The organism is Pseudomonas sp. PMCC200344, from assembly GCF_030053095.1.
Classification (GTDB): domain Bacteria; phylum Pseudomonadota; class Gammaproteobacteria; order Pseudomonadales; family Pseudomonadaceae; genus Aquipseudomonas; species Aquipseudomonas svalbardensis.
Window position 1 is genome coordinate 6,244,137 of the sequence record NZ_CP125618.1, and the last position, 24,154, is coordinate 6,268,290.

23 protein-coding genes and 2 pseudogenes are annotated in these 24,154 nt (G+C 59.6%); 13 read left to right on the forward strand and 12 right to left on the reverse strand.

What is annotated here, in order from left to right; translation table 11 throughout:
- Nucleotides 1–164: 164 nt before the first annotated feature.
- A complete protein-coding gene (locus tag QFW87_RS28735; protein ID WP_283182175.1) occupies nucleotides 165–410 on the reverse strand; it encodes a DUF1127 domain-containing protein in 246 nt (81 codons plus the stop codon).
- Nucleotides 411–589: 179 nt separating this feature from the next.
- Between QFW87_RS28735 and QFW87_RS28740 the strand changes: the two genes are divergently transcribed.
- A complete protein-coding gene (locus QFW87_RS28740; RefSeq protein WP_283189421.1) occupies nucleotides 590–2,017 on the forward strand; it encodes a PLP-dependent aminotransferase family protein in 1,428 nt (475 codons plus the stop codon).
- Nucleotides 2,018–2,024: 7 nt separating this feature from the next.
- Here the strand turns inward: QFW87_RS28740 and QFW87_RS28745 are convergent, their stop codons facing one another.
- The 3 genes from QFW87_RS28745 to QFW87_RS28755 form a co-directional block, all read right to left on the reverse strand.
- Nucleotides 2,025–4,445 carry a fimbria/pilus outer membrane usher protein gene (locus QFW87_RS28745; RefSeq protein WP_283189422.1) on the reverse strand — a complete coding sequence of 807 codons (2,421 nt, stop codon included), beginning with the start codon at nucleotides 4,443–4,445 and terminating at the stop codon, nucleotides 2,025–2,027.
- Nucleotides 4,445–5,149: a fimbria/pilus chaperone family protein gene (locus QFW87_RS28750; RefSeq protein WP_283189423.1), complete on the reverse strand. Its 705-nt coding sequence runs from the start codon at nucleotides 5,147–5,149 to the stop codon at nucleotides 4,445–4,447. Before QFW87_RS28750 ends, QFW87_RS28745 begins: the two co-directional genes overlap by 1 nt.
- Nucleotides 5,150–5,325: 176 nt before the next feature.
- Complete coding sequence (locus QFW87_RS28755; protein ID WP_283182178.1) at nucleotides 5,326–5,976, reverse strand: DUF1120 domain-containing protein; 651 nt, start codon at nucleotides 5,974–5,976, stop codon at nucleotides 5,326–5,328.
- Nucleotides 5,977–6,258: 282 nt separating this feature from the next.
- Between QFW87_RS28755 and QFW87_RS28760 the strand changes: the two genes are divergently transcribed.
- The gene (locus QFW87_RS28760) at nucleotides 6,259–7,815 is read left to right on the forward strand and encodes a phospholipase D family protein (RefSeq protein ID WP_283189424.1); all 1,557 of its coding nucleotides are present in this window, start codon (nucleotides 6,259–6,261) and stop codon (nucleotides 7,813–7,815) included.
- A 170-nt stretch (nucleotides 7,816–7,985) separates the two neighbouring features.
- Here QFW87_RS28760 and QFW87_RS28765 read toward each other — a convergent pair whose 3' ends face one another.
- The 3 genes and pseudogenes from QFW87_RS28765 to QFW87_RS28775 form a co-directional block, all read right to left on the reverse strand.
- On the reverse strand, nucleotides 7,986–9,128 hold the full coding sequence (locus QFW87_RS28765; protein WP_283189425.1) for an MFS transporter: 1,143 nt from the start codon (nucleotides 9,126–9,128) through the stop codon (nucleotides 7,986–7,988).
- A 59-nt stretch (nucleotides 9,129–9,187) separates the two neighbouring features.
- Nucleotides 9,188–10,149: pseudogene (locus QFW87_RS28770) on the reverse strand (IS110 family transposase).
- 313 nt (nucleotides 10,150–10,462) lie between these two features.
- Nucleotides 10,463–11,956: an aldehyde dehydrogenase gene (locus QFW87_RS28775; RefSeq protein WP_283182181.1), complete on the reverse strand. Its 1,494-nt coding sequence runs from the start codon at nucleotides 11,954–11,956 to the stop codon at nucleotides 10,463–10,465.
- A gap of 238 nt (nucleotides 11,957–12,194) precedes the next feature.
- Between QFW87_RS28775 and QFW87_RS28780 the strand changes: the two genes are divergently transcribed.
- Nucleotides 12,195–12,557: a cupin domain-containing protein gene (locus QFW87_RS28780; RefSeq protein WP_283182182.1), complete on the forward strand. Its 363-nt coding sequence runs from the start codon at nucleotides 12,195–12,197 to the stop codon at nucleotides 12,555–12,557.
- A 145-nt stretch (nucleotides 12,558–12,702) separates the two neighbouring features.
- Nucleotides 12,703–12,921 carry a peptidase inhibitor gene (locus QFW87_RS28785; RefSeq protein ID WP_283189426.1) on the forward strand — a complete coding sequence of 73 codons (219 nt, stop codon included), beginning with the start codon at nucleotides 12,703–12,705 and terminating at the stop codon, nucleotides 12,919–12,921.
- A gap of 80 nt (nucleotides 12,922–13,001) precedes the next feature.
- Here QFW87_RS28785 and rpmG read toward each other — a convergent pair whose 3' ends face one another.
- Both rpmG and rpmB read right to left on the reverse strand, forming a co-directional pair.
- Nucleotides 13,002–13,157, reverse strand: a complete 156-nt coding sequence (gene rpmG, locus QFW87_RS28790) for a 50S ribosomal protein L33 (RefSeq protein ID WP_007894709.1) — start codon at nucleotides 13,155–13,157, stop codon at nucleotides 13,002–13,004.
- An 11-nt stretch (nucleotides 13,158–13,168) separates the two neighbouring features.
- Nucleotides 13,169–13,402 carry a 50S ribosomal protein L28 gene (rpmB, locus tag QFW87_RS28795; protein WP_007894701.1) on the reverse strand — a complete coding sequence of 78 codons (234 nt, stop codon included), beginning with the start codon at nucleotides 13,400–13,402 and terminating at the stop codon, nucleotides 13,169–13,171.
- Nucleotides 13,403–13,847: 445 nt separating this feature from the next.
- On the opposite strand from rpmB, the gene QFW87_RS28800 reads away from it, so the two are divergent.
- Entirely contained in the window at nucleotides 13,848–15,434 is a 1,587-nt protein-coding gene (locus tag QFW87_RS28800; RefSeq protein WP_283182184.1) for an ABC transporter substrate-binding protein, read from the forward strand.
- 138 nt (nucleotides 15,435–15,572) lie between these two features.
- Here the strand turns inward: QFW87_RS28800 and radC are convergent, their stop codons facing one another.
- Entirely contained in the window at nucleotides 15,573–16,247 is a 675-nt protein-coding gene (gene radC / locus QFW87_RS28805) for a DNA repair protein RadC (RefSeq protein ID WP_283182185.1), read from the reverse strand.
- A gap of 136 nt (nucleotides 16,248–16,383) precedes the next feature.
- On the opposite strand from radC, the gene coaBC reads away from it, so the two are divergent.
- The 7 genes and pseudogenes from coaBC to QFW87_RS28840 all read left to right on the forward strand — a co-directional run bounded on the left by coaBC (nucleotide 16,384) and on the right by QFW87_RS28840 (nucleotide 22,014).
- Entirely contained in the window at nucleotides 16,384–17,592 is a 1,209-nt protein-coding gene (gene coaBC, locus QFW87_RS28810; protein ID WP_008150165.1) for a bifunctional phosphopantothenoylcysteine decarboxylase/phosphopantothenate--cysteine ligase CoaBC, read from the forward strand.
- A 5-nt stretch (nucleotides 17,593–17,597) separates the two neighbouring features.
- Entirely contained in the window at nucleotides 17,598–18,053 is a 456-nt protein-coding gene (gene dut / locus QFW87_RS28815) for a dUTP diphosphatase (protein WP_150657681.1), read from the forward strand.
- A 278-nt stretch (nucleotides 18,054–18,331) separates the two neighbouring features.
- Nucleotides 18,332–19,708 (forward strand): annotated as a pseudogene (locus QFW87_RS28820) (phosphomannomutase/phosphoglucomutase); the annotation flags it as partial.
- A 25-nt stretch (nucleotides 19,709–19,733) separates the two neighbouring features.
- The gene (gene argB, locus QFW87_RS28825) at nucleotides 19,734–20,639 is read left to right on the forward strand and encodes an acetylglutamate kinase (RefSeq protein WP_109626724.1); all 906 of its coding nucleotides are present in this window, start codon (nucleotides 19,734–19,736) and stop codon (nucleotides 20,637–20,639) included.
- 202 nt (nucleotides 20,640–20,841) lie between these two features.
- Nucleotides 20,842–21,054 carry a hypothetical protein gene (locus QFW87_RS28830; RefSeq protein WP_283182186.1) on the forward strand — a complete coding sequence of 71 codons (213 nt, stop codon included), beginning with the start codon at nucleotides 20,842–20,844 and terminating at the stop codon, nucleotides 21,052–21,054.
- Between the two features lie 17 nt (nucleotides 21,055–21,071).
- The gene (locus tag QFW87_RS28835) at nucleotides 21,072–21,644 is read left to right on the forward strand and encodes a hypothetical protein (RefSeq protein WP_283182187.1); all 573 of its coding nucleotides are present in this window, start codon (nucleotides 21,072–21,074) and stop codon (nucleotides 21,642–21,644) included.
- A complete protein-coding gene (locus tag QFW87_RS28840; RefSeq protein WP_283189427.1) occupies nucleotides 21,631–22,014 on the forward strand; it encodes a hypothetical protein in 384 nt (127 codons plus the stop codon). The genes QFW87_RS28835 and QFW87_RS28840 overlap by 14 nt, the downstream gene beginning before the upstream one ends.
- A gap of 71 nt (nucleotides 22,015–22,085) precedes the next feature.
- Here QFW87_RS28840 and pyrE read toward each other — a convergent pair whose 3' ends face one another.
- Nucleotides 22,086–22,730, reverse strand: a complete 645-nt coding sequence (gene pyrE, locus QFW87_RS28845) for an orotate phosphoribosyltransferase (protein ID WP_007934609.1) — start codon at nucleotides 22,728–22,730, stop codon at nucleotides 22,086–22,088.
- 82 nt (nucleotides 22,731–22,812) lie between these two features.
- Between pyrE and QFW87_RS28850 the strand changes: the two genes are divergently transcribed.
- Entirely contained in the window at nucleotides 22,813–23,592 is a 780-nt protein-coding gene (locus tag QFW87_RS28850) for an exodeoxyribonuclease III (protein WP_008030595.1), read from the forward strand.
- Between the two features lie 176 nt (nucleotides 23,593–23,768).
- Here QFW87_RS28850 and QFW87_RS28855 read toward each other — a convergent pair whose 3' ends face one another.
- Nucleotides 23,769–24,137: a DUF4870 domain-containing protein gene (locus QFW87_RS28855; RefSeq protein WP_283182189.1), complete on the reverse strand. Its 369-nt coding sequence runs from the start codon at nucleotides 24,135–24,137 to the stop codon at nucleotides 23,769–23,771.
- Nucleotides 24,138–24,154 lie beyond the last annotated feature (17 nt).

A 24,154-nucleotide genomic window follows, 5' to 3' on the forward strand; every position in this document is an offset into this window, starting at 1 on the left:
CCGCCCTTGTAGCAGCTGACGAGCACCGCGAGGCAGCGTTCGGCGGCGAAGCCGTCGCAAATCCTGCAACCGCGCTCTTTCAGGCAAACCGCGGCGCCTGATTTACGACGGCTGCGCAGTCGGACGCAGCCTTCGGCAGCTGCTACAAGGGATCGCATTTCATCTCACAGACGCCAGAACGGCTTCAAGCCCTCCTCCCGCGCCAGCTCCCGACTCAGCCCCACATCCCTCAGCTGCTCGGGCGTGAGCTCCAGCAACAGCTTGCGCGTGTGCAGACGATGCCAGAACAGGCCCCAGCGACTTAGGCCGGACGGTGCGTTGCGCATGACCGCCTCGCGTGCGCCGTTGTTTTGCCCTGCCGCCAGTTCCTGACTGTGTAACGTCAGCCGCACATCGCTCAAGCCGTTCATTTTGATTGCTCCTGTTTACTTGGGTAGCCAGAGCTTTCATGATGCGTCGATGGCAAAAAGCATTACAGATTCAACAGGACTGTATTAACTCCATACAGATTTTGCGTTTCAGCGTCTGAATCCTATATTTTCGACCCATCTGTACTGGTTAACCGAATCACCCACACCGAGACTGCGCCATGACCCTTTACGTCAACCTCGCCGAACTGCTCGGCACGCGTATCGAACAGGGCTTCTATCGCCCCGGTGACCGGCTGCCATCGGTGCGGGCGTTGAGTGTTGAACACGGCGTCAGCCTGAGCACGGTGCAGCAGGCCTATCGCGTGCTGGAAGACAGCGGCATGGCGACACCCAAACCCAAGTCAGGCTACTTCGTACCGGTGGGCCGCGAACTGCCGGAACTCCCGGCCATTGGCCGCCCGGCACAGCGGCCGGTGGATATTTCCCAGTGGGATCAGGTGCTGGAACTCATTCGTGCCGTCCCGCGCAAAGATGTCGTGCAACTGGGGCGCGGCATGCCGGACATCACCACGCCGACTATGAAACCGCTGCTGCGCAACCTGGCGCGAATCAGCCGGCGGCAGGACATGCCCGGCCTGTATTACGACAACATCTACGGCACCCTCGAACTGCGCGAACAGATTGCCCGCCTGCTGCTCGATTCCGGCTGCCAGTTGAGCGCCAACGATCTGGTGATCACCACCGGTTGTCACGAAGCGCTGTCCACCAGCATCCGCTCCATCTGCGAACCGGGTGACATTGTCGCCGTGGATTCGCCAAGCTTTCACGGCGCCATGCAGACCCTCAAGGGCCTGGGCATGAAAGCCCTGGAAATACCCACCGACCCGCTCACCGGGATCAGCCTCGATGCTCTCGAACTGGCCCTGGAACAATGGCCGATCAAAGCCATACAGTTGACTCCCAACTGCAACAACCCGCTGGGCTACATCATGCCGGAGTCGCGCAAACGCGCGTTGTTGACACTCGCACAGCGCTTCGACGTGGCGATCATCGAGGACGATGTGTATGGCGAACTGGCCTACACCTACCCGCGCCCGCGCACGATCAAATCCTTCGACGAAGATGGCCGCGTCCTGCTGTGCAGTTCCTTTTCCAAGACCCTGGCGCCGGGGCTGCGTATTGGCTGGGTGGCGCCGGGACGGTATCTGGAACGGGTGCTGCACATGAAGTACATCAGCACCGGCTCTACCGCGCCGCAACCGCAGATCGCGATTGCCGAATTTCTCAAGGCCGGACATTTCGAACCGCATTTGCGGCGGATGCGCACCCAATACCAACGCAATCGCGACGTGATGATCGATTGGGTCAGCCGCTATTTTCCGGTCGGTACCCGCGCCAGCCGTCCCCAGGGCAGCTTCATGCTCTGGGTCGAGCTACCGGAGGGTTTCGACACCCTGAAACTGAATCGTGCGCTGCACGATCAAGGCGTACAGATTGCCGTCGGCAGTATCTTTTCCGCCTCGGGCAAGTACCGCAATTGCTTGCGGATGAACTACGCTGCCAAGCCAACACCGCAAATTGAAGAAGCGGTACGCAAGGTCGGCGCCGCGGCGATCAAACTGCTGGAGGAGACGCCCACGGACTGAGGAAGGTCTACCCCGCCCGGCAAACCACCTCGACAGTTTCGTAAGGCATGGCCGATTCGGGAAGCCCGGCGGTGTCGAGCTCAAGATGACAGGGCCGATTATCCGGCAGCATCACTTGCAGTCGAACTTCGTCAGGCGCATCGGCCAGGTACACCAGGCCGGCGTCCACCACGCTGGTCAGGTACTCGCCCTGGTTGCCATGAACCGACGCGCCTTTGGGCACCCAGTCACCCTCGGCCGTACGCACATGCAGCATCAACCGGCGCACCGAACCCACGCTGAAGTCGAGTCGTGGTACTGCGCCACGTCCGGCTTCGACTTCTTGATAGCCGTTGAGCACGTCCAGGTGACGCGGCAGGCTGACGGTGTCGATTTCGATACGACTGGTCTGGTAGGCCGGCAGGCTCGCAGCCACCGCCCGCCCGCCGCCATCGGTCCAGACCGGGCCTTGGGGCGTGCTGACCTTGACCCCGGCAGCATCGCCGACTTTGAGCAGGCCGAAGGTGTCAAGCAGCGGATAGGGTGACGGCGTCAGCCCTTCTTCGTGGATCGCCAGGCCGCCGCGTAGCGAGAGGTCGTAACTTCTGGCGCCAACTCCACTGCGCGAGTAACCGAGGTCAACGCTAGTGTAACGGGGCAAGGCATTGAGGCGCCCGTTGACGTCCGTCTGGCCATTGTCAGAACGGTCGGCACCGAGGCTGTAGCCCAGAGTATCGCTGATCTGTTCTGTATAACGGGCGCCAGTGCGCAGTCCGCTTCGCTCATCATGGCGCCCGTAGGTATTGAGGCTTCGGTTGCGCCCAAGGGGCAGACTGAGGCTGGCATAGAGGCCCGTGCCACGGGCGTCGTCACCGCTGTCGCGCTGCACACTCAACGACAGGTTTGCACCACTGAACACCCGTGACCACGAGGTGCTGACGCGCGAACGGTCCTGCCCGCCCCCCACGGCATACCGCGTTACCGATCCGGAAAACGCTCCCCATAGAGGGTTGGAATGGCTCAACGATGCACCCCACTGGCGCTCAGAGCGACTATCGATGTCATCGGCAACAAACGCCAGTCCGGTGTCGGCCATGTGTCGAAACCCTTGACTGCGCTGGCTCGCCGTCAGGGTGGCGGACAACCCGGGGCCCAATGCCGTGCTGAACGTGGCTTGCAGTTCTCGGCCCTGACCGCTTTGTGGCGCGCGCGAACTCAGCTGCTGGACACTCACCACCGACCTTCGCGTCAGCGCCTGCTGCACGCCCCAACCCAAGGATAGGTATTGACCAGCGCCCATCAACCCGCCACTTAACTGAGTGGCAGCCCCCCACTGCCAGTCCTTGCTCACGGCAAAGAATGACGGCGCATCGCGCTCATCCCCCTCAAAGCGTCGGACCTTGCCTGCCGCGACGCCATAACCCGGCAACGTCCCGACACTGAGGGGGCGTACGTTGACCGCCGGTACGCGGAAGTCGCGCTGTTCGCCGCTCTCTTCGAAAACGCTGACCTCAAGGTCCAGTCGATTGCTGAGCAACGGCAAGTCGCGCAGGGTGAACGGCCCACTGGGGACGAGGGTGGTGTAGATCACTACGCCGCTCTGGCGCACCTCGACCCGCGCCGGCGAATAGGCCAGCCCTTGCACCGCCGTCCCGCCCCCCAGGTCTTCGCCATTGCGGGACACGAGGGCCGTTTCCGGGAGGATCTGGAGGCCAGTGAACGCTTCCCCGGCAAACAGCGACGAACGCATGTTGAGTTGGCCCAGTTGCACGTTGGCCTGAAAACGCTCCCAGGTACGCGAGGCCTGGGTGTAAAGCGTTTCGAAACGCTCTACGTCCTGAAACGAGGTGTAGTTTTGCCGGCTGCGCACCACCCAGTCGCCCGCGTTGAAGCCCAGCTCGGTGCCAAGACTACGAAATTGGCTGGATTGCCCGGAGGCAGAACTGGTGAGCACCAGCGCGTCGTAGTTGAGCAACCCGGCCATACCGCCCGAGGCCCAGGTTCGCTGATGCGTCGTTGATGTGAGCAGCAGGTCAGTTGGCACCAACAGTTGCACGTGTTGTTTGCCCGGGTCGAGCTGTACCTGCACCCCCACCAGACCATCGATGTCCCGTAAACACTGCGCGCTGTCAGCGCTCGAGGGCAATCCCGATGGCGCGGCAATCCCGGCCTGATCAAGCAGATTCGAATCGAGGCACAACTGCCCGTCCGCATCGAAGGTCGCCACGACGTGTCCTGACGGTGCGCCATTGACCTGCAGCGCCACTCGATTGCGCCCTGCCGTAAAGCGTGGCGCTCGACCAAAGTGCTCGGCGACTTTCGGATCGATGCCACGCGCCTTGAGCACTGACTGGTCGAACTCGGTGAGTGCCTCACCCCAAGCGTTTTCCACCGCCAACATGACCAGGGCAAAGCCACCGGCCAGACTCCAACCGCAGCCGTGACTCACTACCGCAAACTCAGCGGCGCATCGTAGTTGCCGACAGCAAACCCGTAGGTTGTCGCAGGAAATAGCCGTACATGGGTGGCCAGGATCGACGGCGCACTGAGGCTCAGCATCTCTCCTGGCAGGATATAGGTGCGCCCCAGGTCCAGCGTTGCGCCACCGGGAATCAGGTTTACTGACCTGGCCAGCCGTACCACATAGGGACTGGGATTGCTGACCCGCACTTGATTGCCGACGCCCGTCCAGACCAACCGTTTCCAAGGCATGCGTTCTACCGGCAGATTGGCCGGACGCAGGATGACCGGGATGTTCTGCCGGACCCCCAGGCTGACGTGTGCATCACTCGTATTCTGCCGAGGCTTGATACCTTCCAGCACCACACGCTTGAGACGTTCGGTTTCCAGGGGTTTGGCGCTACGCAGGATGAATCGCACTTGCTGGCTCTGACCCGGTTCGACGCGCGCCACCGGCGGATTCAGCAACAACAGAGGCTCGTCGTCCTCGGCGATATGCTCGATGGAGCTGTACAGCAACGCCGGTTGGTCGTCGGAGTTCCTGACGTTCAGGGTTGCCTCACCCAACGCCTGGTCGACCACCACCACTGGCGTTTCGGGGATCATTCCGGCGGCATGCGTACTCGGATTCGTGAGCGACAGGCACAAAGCGGCGCCGGCGCCGAGCACCTTGAAGGATTTAAAGGGGTACATGGAAGTCTCCAGAAGGCATCGAGCGACGCTGTTAAACACAGCGCCAGCCGATACCCGGTGATGCAATGACACCTATGGATGACGGTTTTTCAGGCGAGCCGCCACCCAGGTTCGCGCCAGGCGAACCCCGTCAATCAGGCAGGTTCAGAGCACAGTGACGCAGTGACTGCGTCGGCTCAGAGGTAATACAGGTCAAAGGTGACCGAACCATCGAGCAGGAACTCGTCGGTGGTCGGTGGCAGTTCGGAGGTGGCACGAATGGCCGCTGCCACTTTCATCGGAAAAGTGTGCAGACGGGCTGCGGCCGGGCCTGCCGTCGCACTCGGCCCCCAGGAGTAGGAGGTCGGCGCATTGGACATCAATCCACTGACCGGAACACGCCACACCGGGTTGGCCGGCGTACGCACCAGGAAAGCCTGCGGATTGCCGTCGGTCAGAGGCTGTCCAGTCAACAGACCGAAACCACCGATACCGACACCCTGCGTACTGCCCAAGCCGTAGTAAAGAGCGTCGCTGGTCCGGCCATTGAACGTCAGACCCGGCACCTTGGTGGCGCCACGGTTGTCGGTGACGGCGATTTCCACCGCAGCCGGCGCATCGCAAGCAATCTTCAGGGTGATATCCCGTGGCGGCAGATTGTTTTGCGCGGAAGGGCTCAAGGTGGCGGAAAAGATTCGGCCCAGATCAACATTGCTACCGCCGGCAAAGGCCGGAATGCACGATGTCGGGACGACCGTGCCGGAGACCGTCAGATCAATGTTGGCTGCCTGCACCGCCATAGGCGCCAGTGCAGCGGCCAAAACGCTTACCCAATAAAACTTCTTCATAATCACTTACCTGTGAGATAGCTGGAAACATGGACGCACGGGCTGCGCAAGAAAAAATCCGCTGCCTGCTACCGCATCCGATGCCCAGTCATCATTCCGGGTTTTGTAGGACGTTTATGTAGGAAACAAAGGCAATTCAACGCGGTTTTAACTACAGACTTTGTAGTTTTTGAAGGCTCACGGAGAACCGTCCGACAACCAGAGACTTCACGTCCTGCAAAAGCGATGAATCACAATGACGTGCCATACTTCGGCCTTTGCAATCACTTGAGACGATCCGATTTGAGAGTCAGACCGGTCCTGCCCTTCGTTCTGCTGCTCGTCTTGCTGCTCAATGGCTGTGCGAGCCTCGACGTCTCCCGCGAGCCCAGCCAGGCATTGCCGGCGGCAAATTCGGCGTTCGGCCGTTCGATCCAGGCGCAGGCTGCGCCTCATCAGGGCCGCTCGGGCTTTCGCCTGCTCTCCGACAGCACCGAAGCCTTCGCGGCCCGCGCCGAGCTGATCCGCAACGCCCAAAGCAGCCTGGATTTGCAGTACTACATCGTGCATGACGGCATTAGCACGCGGATGCTGGTGGATGAACTGCTCAAGGCCGCCGACCGCGGTGTGCGCGTGCGCATTCTGCTCGACGACACCACCAGCGATGGCCTGGACCGGATCATCGCCACGCTGGCGGCACATCCGCAGATCCAGATCCGTGTGTTCAACCCATTGCACCTGGGCCGCAGCACCGGCGTGACACGAACGGTGGGACGGTTGCTCAACCTGTCGCAGCAACACCGGCGCATGCACAACAAGCTCTGGTTGGCGGACAACAGCATGGCCATTGTCGGTGGACGCAATCTGGGGGATGAGTACTTCGACGCCGAACCCAACCTGAATTTCACCGACATCGACATGCTCGGTGTCGGCCCGGTCGCCGAACAGCTGGGGCACAGTTTCGACCAGTACTGGAACAGCGCGCTGAGCAAACCGATCGACGCGTTTTTATCCAGCAAGCCGACAGCCCGGGACCTGGAAAACACCCGGACCCGACTGGAAGAATCGCTTGAAGAAACACGCAAACAGAATCACGCGCTCTACCAGCAGTTGATGACCTACACCACTCACCCGCGCCTGGATATCTGGCGTCGGGAGTTGATCTGGGCCTGGAACCAGGCACTGTGGGACGCGCCGAGCAAAGTGCTGGCCGACGGCGAGCCCGATTCGCAGTTGCTGCTGACCACGCAGTTGGCGCCCGAGCTCAATGGCGTCAGCAAAGAGCTGATCATGGTTTCGGCCTACTTCGTACCCGGCCAGCCGGGGCTGGTGTACCTGACCGGGCGCGCCGATGCCGGAGTGTCGGTGAGCCTGCTGACCAACTCACTGGAAGCCACTGACGTCCCGGCGGTGCATGGCGGTTACGCGCCGTATCGCAAGGCACTGCTGGAGCATGGCGTGCAGCTGTTCGAATTGCGTCGCCAGCCTGGCGACGGCGGCGGCAGCGGACCCCATCTGTTCAACAGCGGCTCCAATTCCAGCCTGCACAGCAAGGCAATCATTTTCGACCAGCAGAAGTCTTTCATCGGCTCGTTCAATTTCGACCCACGCTCAGTGCTGTGGAACACCGAAGTCGGGGTGCTGGTGGACAGCCCGGAACTCGCCGCGCGTGTGCGTGAACTGGCGTTTCAAGGCATGGCGCCGGCCCTGAGTTATCAGGCCAAGCTGGAAAATGGCCAGATTGTCTGGGTCACCGAGGACAACGGCAAAATGCACACGCTGACCAAGGAGCCGGGGACTTGGTGGCGGCGCTTCAATGCGTGGATGAGCACCACCGTCGGCCTGGAACGGATGCTCTAGGCGCATGACTCGCGTCCGGCGCCATAACGCTATCCGTAGCAGCTGGCGAAGCCTGCGTTCGGCTGCGCAGCAGTCGTAAAATCAGATACCGTGGTCTTTCAGGCAAACCGTGCAAGCCGGGTTTACGACTGCTTCGCAGCCGAACGCAGCCTTCGGCAGCGGCTACAAAACTATGCCGGCTGAACGGCACCAAACGCGCCTTGCCGTGACAGCAGAATCACCAACCCCAGCGCACCGGCCGCCATCAGCAGCGGCAACGCATGCCCGCTGACCCACTGACTGCCGGCACCGGCCGCCAGCGGTCCGACCAGGCAACCGATCCCCCACAGCTGCGCGATATGCGCATTGGCGCGCACCAGTGCATCGTCGCGATAGCGCTCGCCGATCAGGATCAGAGACAAGGTGAACAAGCCACCGGCACTGGCACCGAACAACACCCACAACGGCCAGATCAGCAACGTATCGATCAACAACGGGATGGCCAGGCTCGATATCAGCAGGACCACCGCACACCCGGTGAACAATGTACGTCGCGACAAGCGATCAGCCAGTGCGCCAATCGGCAATTGCAGCAAGGCATCACCCACCACCACCGTGCTGACCATCGCCAACGCAATTTCCGTCGTAAAGCCCTGACGCAGGCAATAAACCGGCAACAACGTCAGGATCATCGCTTCGAACGCTGCGAACAGCGACACCGCCCAGGCAATCGCCGGCAGGCCACGGCAGAAGCCCAGCAAGTCGCTGAAGGTCACGCTGCAGGCTTCACTGGTCGGCGCGCCGCTGCGGCCCAGCAACAGGAACGGTGCCGCCATCAGCAACCCGACGCCGACCCAAAATCCGTAATCGTGTTCGGTGCCCACAACGCCAAGCAGCAACGGCCCGGCCAGCTGACTCAGCGCATAACTGCTGCCATACAGCGCCACCAATCGCCCGCGCCACTCTTCCAGCACAAGCTGGTTGATCCAGCTTTCGCCAAGGATGAAGACGAGGGTCAGGATCACCCCGATCATCAGCCGCAGCAGCAGCCAGACCGGATAGCTCGGCCACACTGCCAGCAAACCGATGGACACCGCCCCGGCCCACAGGCACAGGCGCATCAGATTGGCCGTGCCGAGACGCGCCGCGAGGTGGCTGGAGATCTTCGCCCCCAGCAATACCCCAATCGCCGGCATTGCCGCCATCACGCCGATGGCGAACGAGCCGTAACCCCAGCCTTCCAGACGCAGCGACACCAACGGCATGCTGACACCCAGGGCCAGGCCGACACTCAAGACAGACGCCAAAACGGCGAAATACGTCGCCCAACGCATGTTCCACGCTCCTGTGGATTGTTATTTTTTAACCGCCGCACAAAGCAATGTGGGAGATTCTATGTTGCAGGGCAACCCCGCAACCTCAGGCCGGGTGGTATTCGCTCTGATTTTTCATCAGGGCAAATGCCACCCGGCAGAGTTTCCGGGCAAGGGCCACCAAGGCCTGGGTTTTCGAGAAGCCTCTTGCCAAATACGACTCGTAAAACGGTTTCCATTTAGCTGAGCGACAGGCTGCCATTGCGGCGTTGTAAGCCAACCGGCGGACTTCCGGATCCCCTTTTTTTGTCAGGTGCCGGGGGCCGTTCTTCTTCCCGGAGTCATCGACCGTAAGGTCCATCCCTAGAAACGCGATGAACGCATCACTATTGGCAAAATCACCGCGCATAAAGGTCGTCGCCAACCCGGTTGCAGTCAGTTCGCCAACCCCTTCGATGGCTTTGCAGCGGTCGATATTCTCTTCAATACCCGCCTCTTTGCTGACCTTGCGCAGCAGTTTCTGAATGGCCTGATCCGCTTGCTTGAAGGCCTTTTGCTGGGCGCTCTGTACTTTCTTCAACAAGGGTTCATTGGCCCAGCTCAGCATCAGACCGGCATGGTTCTGGATCAGCGTTGCACGTCTGTGGAGCAGGCTTTTCAGCGAGGTGTAGGCCTTGGGTGGTGGGCTCCAGATCCGCAGTCCGTCTTGTTCGTTCGTCAAATAACGCGCCAGCAGACGGGCATCGCAGGGATCGTTCTTGGCTCGTTGGCCGATGCCGCGGCGATAGTTGCTCACCCGATAAGCATCCACGACATAGACCTGGTGCCCCATCGCATGGGCCAGCTCGACGGTGTCCAGGTGGTAGATGTTGGTGGCTTCAACGGCGATAGCGCTTTGGGCGGGCAATGTTTTAAGCCAGCGTTTGAGGGCTGTTCGATCGTTCTTGATGGTGTCAGTGGTTAGCCGGTCGGAGCGATAGACAACTATTTCGGCCTTGGCGATATCGACGCCAACCACCGTCTGCGAAGTAAGGATTGTCATGACGAATCCTCGGAGCTAGGGTTTAAGAGCTTGTCGGGGTCTACCGTTGCGCTGGCTTGCCTCTATCGTCGGTTTTACCGATGAATTCCTTATCGGCGCTTTGGGTAGAAGGGGCGGGATGAGAAGTCTCCCACGGTCTGTACTGGTCAGAGTCAGAATCGAGCTTTTAGTCCCGCCCACCCCTTCAAGTCTAAACATACAAGCGAGCTTGCTCGCGAAGAGGCCAGCACATTCAACATCAATGTTGACTGTTACACCGTCTTCGCGAGCAGGCTCGCTCCCACAAGGGATCTACGTCGTTAAGAAAACCGACTTACAACTTGATCCAGGTCGCCTTCAGCTCGGTGTACTTGTCGAACGCGTGCAGCGATTTGTCGCGACCGTTGCCGGATTGTTTGAAGCCACCGAACGGCGCGGTCATATCGCCGCCGTCGTACTGATTGACCCACACGCTACCGGCGCGCAAAGCCTTGGCGGTCAGGTGAGCCTTGGAGATGTCGGCGGTCCAGACTGCAGCGGCCAGGCCGTAAGGCGTGTCGTTAGCGATCTGGATAGCTTCTTCAGCGCTGTCGAAGGTGATGACCGACAACACCGGACCGAAGATTTCTTCCTGAGCGATTTTCATCGCATTGCTCACGCCGTCAAAAATCGTCGGTTCAACGTAGGTGCCACCGGTTTCCTGAAGAATGCGTTTGCCGCCCGCCACCAGTTTGGCGCCGTCGGTGTGGCCGGATTCGATGTAGGACAGCACGGTGTTCATCTGCTGGGTATCCACCAGCGCGCCGACGTTGGTTGCCGGGTCCAGCGGGTTGCCCGGTTTCCAGGTTTTGAGGGCCTCGATCACCAGCGGCAGGAATTTATCCTTGATCGAACGCTCCACCAACAGGCGCGAGCCGGCGGTGCAGACTTCGCCCTGGTTGAAGGCGATGGCGCCGGCCGCCGATTCAGCGGCAGCTTGCAGGTCCGGCGCATCGGCGAACACGATGTTCGGGCTCTTGCCGCCGGCTTCGAGCCAGACGCGCTTCATGTTCGATTCGCCGGAGTAGATCAGCAGTTGCTTGGCGATTTTGGTCGAACCGGTGAACACCAGAGTGTCCACATCATTGTGCAGAGCCAGGGCCTTGCCGACGGTGTGACCGTAACCTGGCAGGACGTTCAACACACCTTTCGGGATGCCGGCCTCAACGGCCAGCGCAGCGATGCGGATGGCGGTCAGCGGGGATTTTTCGGATGGCTTGAGGATCACCGAGTTACCGGTGGATAGCGCCGGGCCGAGTTTCCAGCAAGCCATCATCAACGGGAAGTTCCACGGCACGATCGCGCCGACTACGCCGACTGGTTCGCGGGTCACCAGACCCAGCTGGTCATGGGGAGTCGCGGCCACTTCGTCGTAGATCTTGTCGATGGCTTCACCGCTCCAGCTCAGGGCTTGCGCCGCGCCTGGAACGTCGATGTACAGGGAATCGCTGATCGGCTTGCCCATGTCCAGGGTTTCAAGCAGGGCCAGCTCTTCGGCGTGCTGTTTCAGCAGACCGGCGAAACGAATCATGGTGGCTTTGCGTTTGGTGGGCGCCAGACGCGACCAGACGCCGGAATTGAAGGTGGCGCGGGCGTTTTCAACAGCGCGCTGGGCGTCGGCGGCGTCACAGCTGGCGATCTTGCCCAGCAGACGGCCATCGACCGGGCTGATGCACTCGAAGGTCTCGGCGGAGACAGCATCGGTGTATTCGCCATTGATGTAGGCGCGGCCTTCGATCTTCAGATCGCGAGCCCGTTGTTCCCAATCGGCACGAGTCAGGGTGGTCATACGAGTGTCCTCCTCTTGTTGAATACGAGCGCCCCGCGGTCTTCGCGGGCGCTGTCAGGAATTCTGCCCGGCCAGCCTGCTTTTTCGGCCCAAGGCAACTGCCACCCTAAACCAGTGGCCGGGGTTGTTTCAATATATTTGACACAAGGTCGGCAAACGGCCTTGCGGTGTTCATTTTAATAAACATAGACTTTAGGCTTTCCAGTCACTTGCGCCGCAATTGCGGGGGATTACAACAATGAGCATCCAGGACATCGTCGACTTCAGCCAGGCCACCACTCAGCCCGATCGCTACCGACCAGACCCGGCGAAAGTCCTCAAGGGCGACCCCGAACAAGCAGTGTACAACCACTACAACAGTCCTTGCGGCCAGATGAGCGCAGGCGTGTGGGAAGGCGAAGTCGGCCAGTGGCATGTGAACTACACCGAGCATGAATACTGCGAAATCGTTCAGGGCGTTTCAGTGCTGCGCGACAACGAAGGCAACGGCAAGACCCTGCGCGTGGGCGATCGCTTCGTGATCCCGGCGGGCTTTCGCGGCACCTGGGAGGTACTGGAGGCGTGCCGCAAAATCTACGTGGTGTTTGAACAGAAAGCCTGATCCGACACAGGTGGTCACGATCCAGGTAAGACAAGAGTGGTTCGGTTGAGCGAAGCTTCTTCAGCGCCAAGCGATGGCAACACAGGACGTGTTGTCAGGTTTTGGCCCGCACTCACCTCAACTTTTTAAACCGCAAGGAAGCACCATGTCTGACAATCCAAATCAATGCGACATCACGGTCGCTCAATACACCATTGGCAAGATGTACACCCCCGAGTTGCTCGAAGAAGTTCGCCTCATGGCCAATGGCGCACCGGTCCGGGTCACCGGGCCAAAATTTGCATCGGATCGAAAACGGGTCCCACGTCGTATCAGTCTGCTGACCAATGCCGACAAAGTCATCGTCAGTATCCAGTGCGGCTAAAAACCTGAAGCCTTTTTAGACCCAACAAAAAAGGCCCGTATCTCGCGATACGGGCCTTTTTCGTAAGAGGGAAAAATCAATTACTTGATTTTGCCTTCTTTGTAGATCACGTGCTTGCGAACAACCGGATCAAATTTCTTGATCTCGATTTTGTCCGGAGTAGTGCGTTTGTTCTTGTCGGTAGTGTAGAAGTGACCAGTACCGGCGCTCGAAATCAAACGAATCAATTCACGCATGATTAGCTCCCTTAGATCTTGCCAGCTTTGCGGATTTCGGCCAGCACGACAGTGATGCCACGCTTGTCGATGATACGCATGCCTTTGGCAGATACGCGCAGACGCACGAAACGTTTCTCTTCTTCAACCCAGAAGCGGTGATGCTGCAGGTTCGGCAGGAAACGACGACGGGTTTTGTTGTTTGCGTGGGAAATGTTATTCCCAGTCACCGGACCCTTACCGGTAACTTGACATACTCTCGACATGCCTCAGCCCTCTAAAACCACATGCCCAACCCGGCATGGGTTGGCCGCTTAATCTCTCAGTCATTTGGCGCCAGGCGCCGCGTTTCTTTAGAGGTCTTACCGGCTACACCTACAGTGAAGGAACCGGGCCCCTAGAAAAGAGCGCTGCTTTATACCAGAAAGACCACAGTGCAACAACATTCGGTGTGCGATGAATTCACAAAAAGCCCATTTTCCGGGCTACGAGCGCCTTGGATAAAGGCTGTCGTCGATGGCGACCGCTCGTCGCAGAGCATCGGCCAACACGCCAGTTTCAGGGTTTCCCAACCGTCGCACACACAAAACAGTCGCCTATAGTCGCCGCAAAATGAAAAAGGGGATAGTCATTTACAAAAGAGCCCACTAGGGTAAGCCTTTTCCAGACTGCACTTGCAGATGGGCCTTCGATCTGTAAAGGAATCCGACCATGCGCCTCGCTGCCCTACCGCTGTTGCTCGCCCCGCTCCTACTGAGCCCGCTGGCCCATGCCGCCGCCCTGAGCGTCTGCACCGAGGCCAGCCCGGAAGGGTTCGACGTGGTGCAATACAACTCGCTGACCACCACCAACGCCTCGGCCGACGTGTTGATGAACCGTCTGGTGGACTTCGACACCGCCAGCGGCAAAGTGGTCGCCAGCCTTGCCGACAGCTGGGAAGTCACGCCCGACGGCCTGACCTATGTCTTCAAATTGCATCCGCAGGTGAAGTTTCACCGCACCGAGTATTTCAGCCCATCGCGCGACATGACCGCCGAAGACGTGAAGTTCAGCTTCGACCGCATGCTCGACCCGGCAAACCCTTGGCACAAGGTCGCCCAAAGCGGCTTCCCACACGCCCAGTCGATGCAGCTGCCGGCGCTGATCAAGAAGATCGACGCGCTGGACCCGCTGACTGTGCGCTTCACCCTCGATCACCCGGACTCGACCTTCCTCCCGACGCTGAGCATGGGCTTCGCCTCGATCTACTCCGCCGAATATGCCGACAAACTGCTGAAGGCCGGCACCCCGGAGAAGCTCAACAGCCAGCCAATCGGCAGCGGGCCGTTCATCTTCACGCGCTTCCAGAAAGACGCCTCGATCCGCTACAAGGCCAATCCGGATTACTTCCGTGGCAAGCCTTCGGTGGACCCGCTGATCTTCGCCATCACGCCGGATGCCAATGTCCGCTTGCAGAAATTGCGCCGCAACGAGTGCCAGATCGCCCTGTCGCCCAAGCCTCTGGACGTACAGGCTGCGCTGAAAGAACCGACCCTGAAAGTGGAAAAGACTGACGCCTTCATGACCGCGTTCGTCGGCATCAACAGCCAGCATCCGCCGCTGGACAAGCCTGAAGTGCGCCAGGCGATCAACCTCGCGTTCGACAAGGCCAACTACGTCAAAGCCGTGTTCGAAGACACCGCCGAACCTGCCAACGGTCCATACCCGCCGAACACCTGGAGCTATGCCAAAGGCCTGCCGGGTTATCCGCATGACGTCGAAAAAGCCAAAGCACTCATGGCGAAGGCCGGGCTCAAGGACGGTTTCCAGACCACCATCTGGACCCGACCTTCTGGCAGTCTGCTCAACCCGAACCCGAGCCTCAGCGCTCAAATGCTGCAATCGGACCTCGCGGAAATCGGCATCCAGGCCGAGATTCGGGTGATCGAATGGGGCGAACTGATTCGCCGCGCCAAGGCCGGTGAACACGACCTGCTGTTCATGGGCTGGGCCGGCGACAACGGAGACCCGGACAACTTCCTCACGCCGCAGTTTTCCTGCGCCGCGGTCAAGTCCGGCACCAACTTCGCCCGCTACTGCAACCAGGACCTGGACAAGCTGATCAGCGCCGGCAAGACAACCGGCGAGCAAGGTGTGCGTACCAAACTCTACGAACAGGCCCAGGCACAGATCCAGCAGCAGGCGCTGTGGCTGCCGCTGGCCCACCCGACCGCCTTCGCGCTGACGCGCAAGGACGTTGAGGGCTATCAAGTGAGCCCGTTTGGTCGTCAGGATTACTCGAAGGTCATCCTCAAATAATTCGCCCCGACGCATTACCTGTGGGAGCGAGCCTGCTCGCGAAAGCGTCCATTCAGTCACTGAATAGGTTGACTGACACGACGCCTTCGCGAGCAGGCTCGCTCCCACAAGGGACTCACTTAATTCCGAAAACCTCGTTCACATCCACCCGTACTCGGCCATGGACAGCGGATCGCCGTCACCGATGATGAAATGGTCGAGCACCCGCACATCGATCAGGTCCAGCGCCTCTTGCAGGCGCTTGGTCAGCACTCGATCGGCTTGACTGGGGTTGGTATTACCCGACGGATGGTTATGACAGAGGATCAACGCTGCGGCGTTGTGGGCCAACGCGCGTTTAACCACTTGTCTCGGATAGACACTAGTGCTGTCGATGGATCCGCGAAACAGCACTTCAAAGGTCAGCACTTGATGCCTGGAATCCAAAAACAGACAGCCGAACACCTCGTGAGGCTCGTGGCGCAGCATCGACTTCAAGTAATCACGAACCGCCTGCGGATTTTCCAGTGCCGACTTTTGGCGCGCACGTTCGGCTAGATGCCGCCGGCTCATTTCCTGGACCGCTTGCAACTGAGCGAATTTCGCTGGTCCGAGCCCTAATTGTCTGCTGAATGCTTCCTGATCGGCCTCGAGCAGCGCGCGCAGGCTGCCAAACTGATTCAACAGGTGTCGCGCCAGATCTACCGCGCTTTTACCCGACACGCCGGTTCGTAAAAAAATCGCCAGCAGTTCGGCGTCTGAAAGGCTCCCCGAGCCCAACTCAAGCAACCTCTCCCGCGGCCGTTCCGCCGCTGGCCAATCGCGAATACTCATAGCACCTCCCTGGTCTGTGGGCGCCGCTGTTCCGTAGCGGTCGCTGTGATATCGTAGCCCATCTTTTTTGCTGGCGATTTCATCCCTGGGGAGGGGGTCTCGCCATGCAGTCATCAACGAAATGAAAGGCAGACCTATGCAGCGGCTGTATCGGAAACGCATCGTTCTGGGCGTCGGCGGCGGCATCGCTGCCTACAAGAGCGCTGACCTGGTTCGCCGCCTGATCGACCAGGGCGCCGAAGTGCGCGTGGTCATGACCCGCGGCGGCAGCGAGTTCATCACACCGTTGACCATGCAGGCCCTGTCCGGGCATCCGGTCCACCTCGACTTGCTCGACCCGGCGGCCGAAGCTGCCATGGGCCACATCGAGCTGGCCAAATGGGCCGACCTGGTGCTGATCGCCCCCGCCACCGCGGACCTCATTGCCCGCCTGGCCCAAGGCATTGCCGACGACCTGCTGACCACACTGGTGCTGGCCACCGACGCCGTGGTCGCCGTTGCCCCGGCGATGAACCAGGCCATGTGGCGCGACCCGGCCACCCAGGCCAACCTGCAAACCCTCGAAAGCCGCGGCCTGAAAACCTTCGGCCCAGCCTCCGGCAGCCAGGCCTGCGGCGACGTCGGCATGGGCCGCATGCTCGAAGCCACCGACCTCGCCCAGTGCGCGGCGGACTGCTTCCAGCGTCAGGCGCTGACTGGCAAACACGTGCTGATCACCGCTGGCCCGACCCAGGAAAACATCGACCCGGTGCGCTACATCACCAACCACAGCTCCGGAAAGATGGGCTTTGCCCTGGCCGAAGCCGCGGTGGAAGCCGGCGCCCGCGTAACGCTGATCACCGGCCCGGTGCACCTGCCGACCCCGGATCGCGTCACGCGCATCGACGTGGTCAGCGCCCGCGACATGCTCGCCGCTTGTGAAGCCGCGATCCCTTGCGACCTGTTCATCGCCTCGGCAGCGGTCGCGGACTACCGTCCGGAAGTCGTCGCCCCACAGAAACTCAAGAAAGACCCTACGAACGGCGACGGCTTGTTGCTACAGATGGTCCGTAACCCGGACATTCTGGCCACCATTGCCACACGCCCCGACCGTCCGTTCAGTGTCGGGTTCGCCGCCGAAACCGAGCACCTGCTCGATTACGCTGCCCGCAAGTTGAAAGACAAGAACCTCGATTTGATCGTCGCCAACGACGTCGCCAACCCGAGCATTGGCTTCAACAGCGAAGAAAACGCCTGCAGCGTGATCGACCGCCAGCTACACGCCACACTTTTCGCCCAGACCAGCAAGAGCAAGATTGCTCGCCAGCTGATCACTTTTATCGCCGAACGTCTGAACCAGGTTTAATTTACATGCACACTTTGCAAGCCAAGATCCTCGACCCTCGCATCGGTACCGATTTCCCGCTGCCGCAGTACGCCACGCCAGGCTCCGCCGGCCTCGACCTGCGCGCCATGCTGGAAAAAGACACCGTCATCAAGCCGGGCGAAACCCTGCTGATTCCTACCGGCCTGTCGGTGTACATCGGTGATCCAGGCCTGGCGGCGCTGATTCTGCCGCGCTCCGGCCTGGGCCATAAGCACGGCATCGTGCTGGGCAACCTGGTCGGCCTGATCGACTCTGATTATCAAGGACCGTTGATGGTGTCGTGCTGGAACCGTGGCCAGACCGAATTCACCATGGTCGTTGGCGAACGTTTGGCCCAGTTGGTGCTGGTACCGGTGGTTCAAGCGCATTTCGAGATGGTCGAAGAGTTCGTTGAAACCCAGCGCGGCACGGGCGGTTTCGGACATTCCGGCAGCCATTGATGACTTTGTGGGAGCAGCCGGTCGACGCTCGATTGCTCGCTCCCACAGGTTTTGCACTGAATTGCACAGGCGTCATCTGGAAGGTTTATCACTGAAAATCAAGTCATTGGCCGTTCCATTACACGCTGATGTCGGGGTCATGGCCTTTACACACCACGAACTCTCAGTGGAAAACGCCGTCATACCCTTCAGTTTGAGCCGGCCGACGAGTTCTTCGCGGCAGGTCCAGCCACTTTCGAGATGGAGCATTTCTACAGATGAGCACCCCAGCCCAAGTCGCACCCAAGTTCCCCGACAGCATCTTCCGCGCCTACGATATTCGCGGCACCGTCCCGGAATTCTTGAACGCTGAAACCGCTTATTGGCTCGGTCGCGCCATCGGCTCCCAGAGCCTGGCCCAGGACGAACCGAACGTGTCCGTCGGCCGCGACGGTCGCTTGTCCGGTCCAGAACTGGTCGAACAACTGATCAAAGGCCTCGCCGACAGCGGTTGCCACGTCAGCGACGTCGGCCTGGTGCCAACGCCTGCGCTGTACTACGCCGCCAACGTCTTGGCCGGCAAATCCGGCGTAATGCTCACCGGCAGCCACAACCCGTCGAACTACAACGGCTTCAAGATCGTCATCGCTGGCGACACCCTGGCCAACGAACAGATCCAGGCCCTGCACGAACGCCTCAAGACCAACAACCTGAGCAGCGGCAAGGGCAGCATCACCCAGGTCGAGATCCTCGACCGCTACAACACCGAAATCGTTCAGGACATCAAACTCGCCCGCCGCATGAAGGTGGTGGTCGACTGCGGTAACGGCGCCGCCGGCGTGATCGCCCCGCAACTGATCGAAGCACTGAACTGCGAAGTCATCCCGCTGTTCTGTGACGTCGACGGCAACTTCCCGAATCACCACCCGGACCCAGGCAAGCCTGAAAACCTCGTGGACCTGATCGCCAAGGTCAAGGAAACCAACGCTGACCTGGGCCTGGCCTTCGACGGCGACGGCGACCGCGTCGGCGTGGTAACTAACACCGGCAGCATCGTTTACCCGGACCGCCTGCTGATGCTGTTCGCCCGTGACGTGCTGGCGCGCAATGCTGACGCGCAGATCATCTTCGACGTCAAATGCACCCGTCGCCTGACGCCGCTGATCAAGGAATACGGCGGCCGTCCGCTAATGTGGAAGACCGGTCACTCGTTGATCAAAAAGAAAATGAAACAAACCGGTGCCCTGCTGGCCGGCGAAATGAGCGGCCACATCTTCTTCAAGGAGCGCTGGTTCGGTTTCGACGACGGCATTTACAGCGCCGCGCGTCTGCTAGAGATCCTCAGCAAAGAGAAATCCGCCGCGGAAGAGCTGTTTGCGACCTTCCCGAACGATATTTCTACGCCGGAAATCAATATCCATGTGACCGAAGAGAGCAAATTCAGCATCATTGATGCATTGCACGACGCGAAGTGGGGCGAAGGCGCCGACCTGACCACCATTGACGGCGTGCGAGTCGACTACGCCAAAGGCTGGGGCCTGGTTCGCGCGTCCAACACCACACCGGTGCTGGTGCTGCGCTTCGAGGCCGATGACGAGGCGGAATTGCAGCGCATCAAAGACGTGTTCAAAATCCAGTTGAAGCGTGTTGCACCTGATCTCCAATTACCGTTTTGATCTTCTGAAGTACCCGGAGCCCTGAATGACCCTCGAACGCGAAGCCGCCGCCAACACCGCCAAGGTCCTGTCCGAAGCGCTGCCTTACATTCGCCGCTATGTCGGCAAGACGCTGGTGATCAAATACGGCGGCAACGCGATGGAAAGCGAGGAGCTGAAAACCGGCTTCGCCCGCGACATCGTGCTGATGAAAGCCGTCGGCATTAACCCGGTGGTGGTTCACGGTGGCGGCCCGCAAATCGGCGACCTGCTCAAGCGTCTGTCGATCGAGAGCCACTTCATCGATGGCATGCGCGTGACTGACGCGCAAACCATGGACGTGGTGGAAATGGTCCTCGGTGGCCAGGTGAACAAGGACATCGTCAACCTGATCAACCGTCATGGCGGCAGCGCCATCGGCCTGACCGGTAAAGATGCCGAGCTGATTCGTGCGAAAAAGCTCACCGTGACCCGCCAGACGCCGGAGATGACCCAACCGGAAATCATCGACATCGGCCAAGTGGGCGAAGTAGTCGGGATCAACACCGACCTGCTGAATTTGCTGGTCAAAGGTGACTTCATCCCGGTGATCGCGCCAATCGGTGTCGGCGCCAACGGCGAGTCTTACAACATCAACGCTGACCTGGTGGCCGGTAAAGTCGCCGAAGCGCTGAAAGCTGAAAAGCTGATGCTGCTGACCAACATCGCCGGCCTGATGGACAAGTCGGGCACGGTCCTGACCGGCCTGACCACTCAACAGGTCGACGACTTGATCGCCGACGGCACCATCTACGGCGGCATGCTGCCGAAGATCCGTTGCGCGTTGGAAGCCGTGCAAGGCGGCGTAGGCAGCTCGCTGATCATCGATGGTCGGGTTCCGAATGCCATTCTGCTTGAGATCTTCACCGATACCGGTGTGGGCACCCTGATCAGCAATCGCAAGCGTCCCTGATCCAAAACCTTAAAAGATCGCAGTCAGCGGCAGCTCCTGTAACAGCGGAATTTCGGATGTACGAAAGACCTGTAGGAGCTGACGAAGTCTGCGATCTTTTTTATGCGCGCAGGAAATGTCCGACCTGAATCAGCGAAACGTCCGACATCGTAAAGGAATCAATCTGCATAGGATCGTCCCTGTACCCACAGGAGATCTCACCATGCAAAAAGTTTACGCACCCAATGGAAGCGACGTATCCGCAGGCACCTACGAATGCGCCGACTGCGGCTACGAATACTCCAACCAATCGAAAAAATCCTTGCCTCCTTGTCCGCAGCGCCTGGATTCAGTGCACGTACAAAACGGCTGGAAAATCCTCACGGGCCAAGGGGACGCAGAGGAAGATCCTTACCCAAAGAAGTCCGGCAAGTGATCACGGGGGGCTGAGCCATGCAGATCTCGTTCACGATCGACGCCCAGGCTTTCGAGCTGGAGCAAAAGGAACCGGTCAAAAAGACGTTGAGGATTTCCGACAACGAAATTGCCCACGCGCTACAGCGAATAGCCAAAGCGAGTCTGACCGAATACTTAAAAATGCTAGTTGAAGGCGGCATGCCCAGCAGAGCGGATGAGGCCAAGCAGGATCGATTGCTGTATCTGATTCAAAGCTACTTCGGGCAAACGCTGCCGACCGAATCGCAGATATCAACGATCTTTCAACTGACCCAGAGCCAAAGCAAAACGCTCCTGAAAAACACCGTCTCGCGGTTTCGTAACCAACTCGACGACATCCTGCACAACAGCATGCGGGCCGTGATCGAAACCGCAGACCATGCGCAGACGGTTTACCTGGTGGTCATCAGCTCCGACGTCATTCGTGATGAACTGAACATGCTGATCACCCAGAACGAGCCGACCTTCAAACCCATCACCAAACGCAAAGGCAGCGCCGGGCTGTTCGAAATCAGCGAAGACTCTCACGACTTGCTGTGCAGAACGCTTGGTCTGAATGCCGTTCAGTGACATTGTCGCGGTCAGCGGTTTGCTGCTGGCCCTGACCACTTTCATGTTCAACCTGGCGTGGCCGAGGCTGCATGAAGCACTGGAGCTGGATGAAAGCCAATCTGGCCCGCTCGCCAGAAAACGTAGCCGAAAAAAGGTAACGAACGTTTTGTTCGCCTGCGCCCTTCCACTGACGAGCGCCTTCATGGCGCTGTTTTACGTCAACTTGCCTGCCGCTGTGAAAATCATGGGCAGCAGCACGCTGGATCTTTGGGACTTTGACGTGGATCGCACACTTTACGTGATGGTTGTGTTTGCATTGATGGTGTTTGCGCTGTTCAACCTCGGGGTGGCGCTAAAGCTGATAGGAAAATGGCGAAGGCTTCGCTGACGGCAAAAAAAGACCCCGCTCAGGCGACTGAGCGGGGTCTTTTTGGCCTACACAAACCTGTGGGATTATGGTCAGACGCCGAACTGCGCGCGGTAGGCTTCAACCGCCGGCAGGTGTTGCTTGAGCTGTGGATCGTCAGCCAGGAACTCGAGCACCTGATTCAGCGAAACAATGCTGATCACCGGAATACCGAAGTCACGCTCCACTTCCTGGATGGCCGACAACTCGCCGTTGCCACGCTCCTGACGGTTCAGGGCGATGAGCACGCCCGCAGCTTTGGCGCCGTCCTGGGAAGCAATAATCTGCATCACTTCGCGGATAGCAGTGCCAGCGGTGATCACGTCGTCGATGATCAGCACATCGCCGGTCAACGGTGCGCCGACCAGACTGCCGCCTTCGCCGTGAGCCTTGGCTTCCTTGCGGTTGAAGCACCATGGCAAATCACGGTCATGATGTTCTGCCAGGGCCACTGCGGTGGTCGCCGCCAAAGGGATGCCTTTGTAGGCCGGGCCGAACAGTACGTCGAACGAAATGCCGCTCTCGACGATGGCTGCCGCGTAGAAACGACCCAGCTGCGCAAGGGCCGAACCCGAGTTGAACAGGCCGGCATTGAAGAAGTAAGGACTGGTGCGTCCGGACTTCAGGGTGAACTCGCCGAAGCGCAAAACGCCGCGATCGATGGCAAAACGAATGAAATCGCGCTGATACGCTTGCATGAAAAAAACCCCAAATACCACGGATTTAGCTAATTAGGTTGACGCCGTGTATCATACACGCACGCGATTTTTGGGGCCATTTATGCGGATCATCAGTGTGAACGTCAATGGTATTCAGGCTGCAGTGGAGCGAGGGTTGCTCAGTTGGCTGCAAGCACAGAATGCCGACGTCATCTGCCTGCAGGACACCCGCGCCTCCGCCTTTGAACTGGACGATCCAGCCTTCCAACTGGATGGCTACTTCCTTTATGCCTGCGAAGCCGAAGTTCCCGCCCAAGGTGGCGTGGCTTTGTATTCGCGGCTGCAACCGAAGGCAGTCATCAGCGGTCTCGGCTTCGAGACGGCCGACCGCTACGGGCGCTACCTGCAAGCCGATTTCGACAAGGTCAGCATCGCGACCTTACTGCTCCCTTCGGGGCAGAACGGCGATGAAGACTTGAACCAGAAGTTCAAGCTAATGGACGATTTCGCCCGTTATCTGGATAAACAGCGACGCAAACGTCGCGAGTACATTTACTGTGGCTCGCTGTACGTGGCGCAACAGAAGCTGGATATCAAGAACTGGCGTGACAGCCAGCAATCCCCGGGCTTCCTGGCACCTGAACGTGCCTGGATGGACGAGATTGTCGGCAACATGGGCTATGTCGATGCCCTGCGCGAAGTCAGCCGTGAAGGTGACCAGTACAGCTGGTGGCCGGATAACGAGCAGGCTGAGATGCTCAACCTGGGCTGGCGCTTCGATTACCAGATCCTGACCCCGGGCCTGCGCCGGTTTGTACGCAGCGCACGCCTGCCACGTCAGCCACGGTTCTCGCAGCATGCGCCGCTGATCGTGGACTACGACTGGACGCTGACCATTTAAGTAAGCGTCGTTTCGCAGGCACAAAAAAACCGACAGCGATGTCGGTTTTTTTGTGGGCAACGTTTCGACCCCAGTAGGAGCGAGGCTTGCCCGCGAAGAGGCCGTCTCATCCAACATAAATATTGGCCATACGGTCGCTTTCGCGGGCAAGCCTCGCTCCTACAGGGCCTTGGCGATCATTTGATCAACCGCCACGTAAATGGATAACGATACGGCACCCCTTCATTGGCCTTAACCCCGCCAATGATCGTCAGCACCAACGCACCAATCGCCACCAGACCGAACAGGAAGAACCCGACGATCACCACCATCAGCAGCAAGCAGATGGCGGAGGCAATGGCGACGGTGATCTGAAAGTTCAGCGCCTCCTTGCCTTGAGCATCAACAAACGGGTCCATCTCGCGCTTCATCTGCCAGAGAATCAGAGGGCCGATCAGCGTACCGAACGGAATCCAGATCCCCAGCAAGGCGGACAGGTGACAAAACATCGCCCACTGCCGAACCTCTTTGCTCGGGGTGGGAAGCAGCTGTTGCTCGTCACTCATGGCGTCCTCCTTGCGTG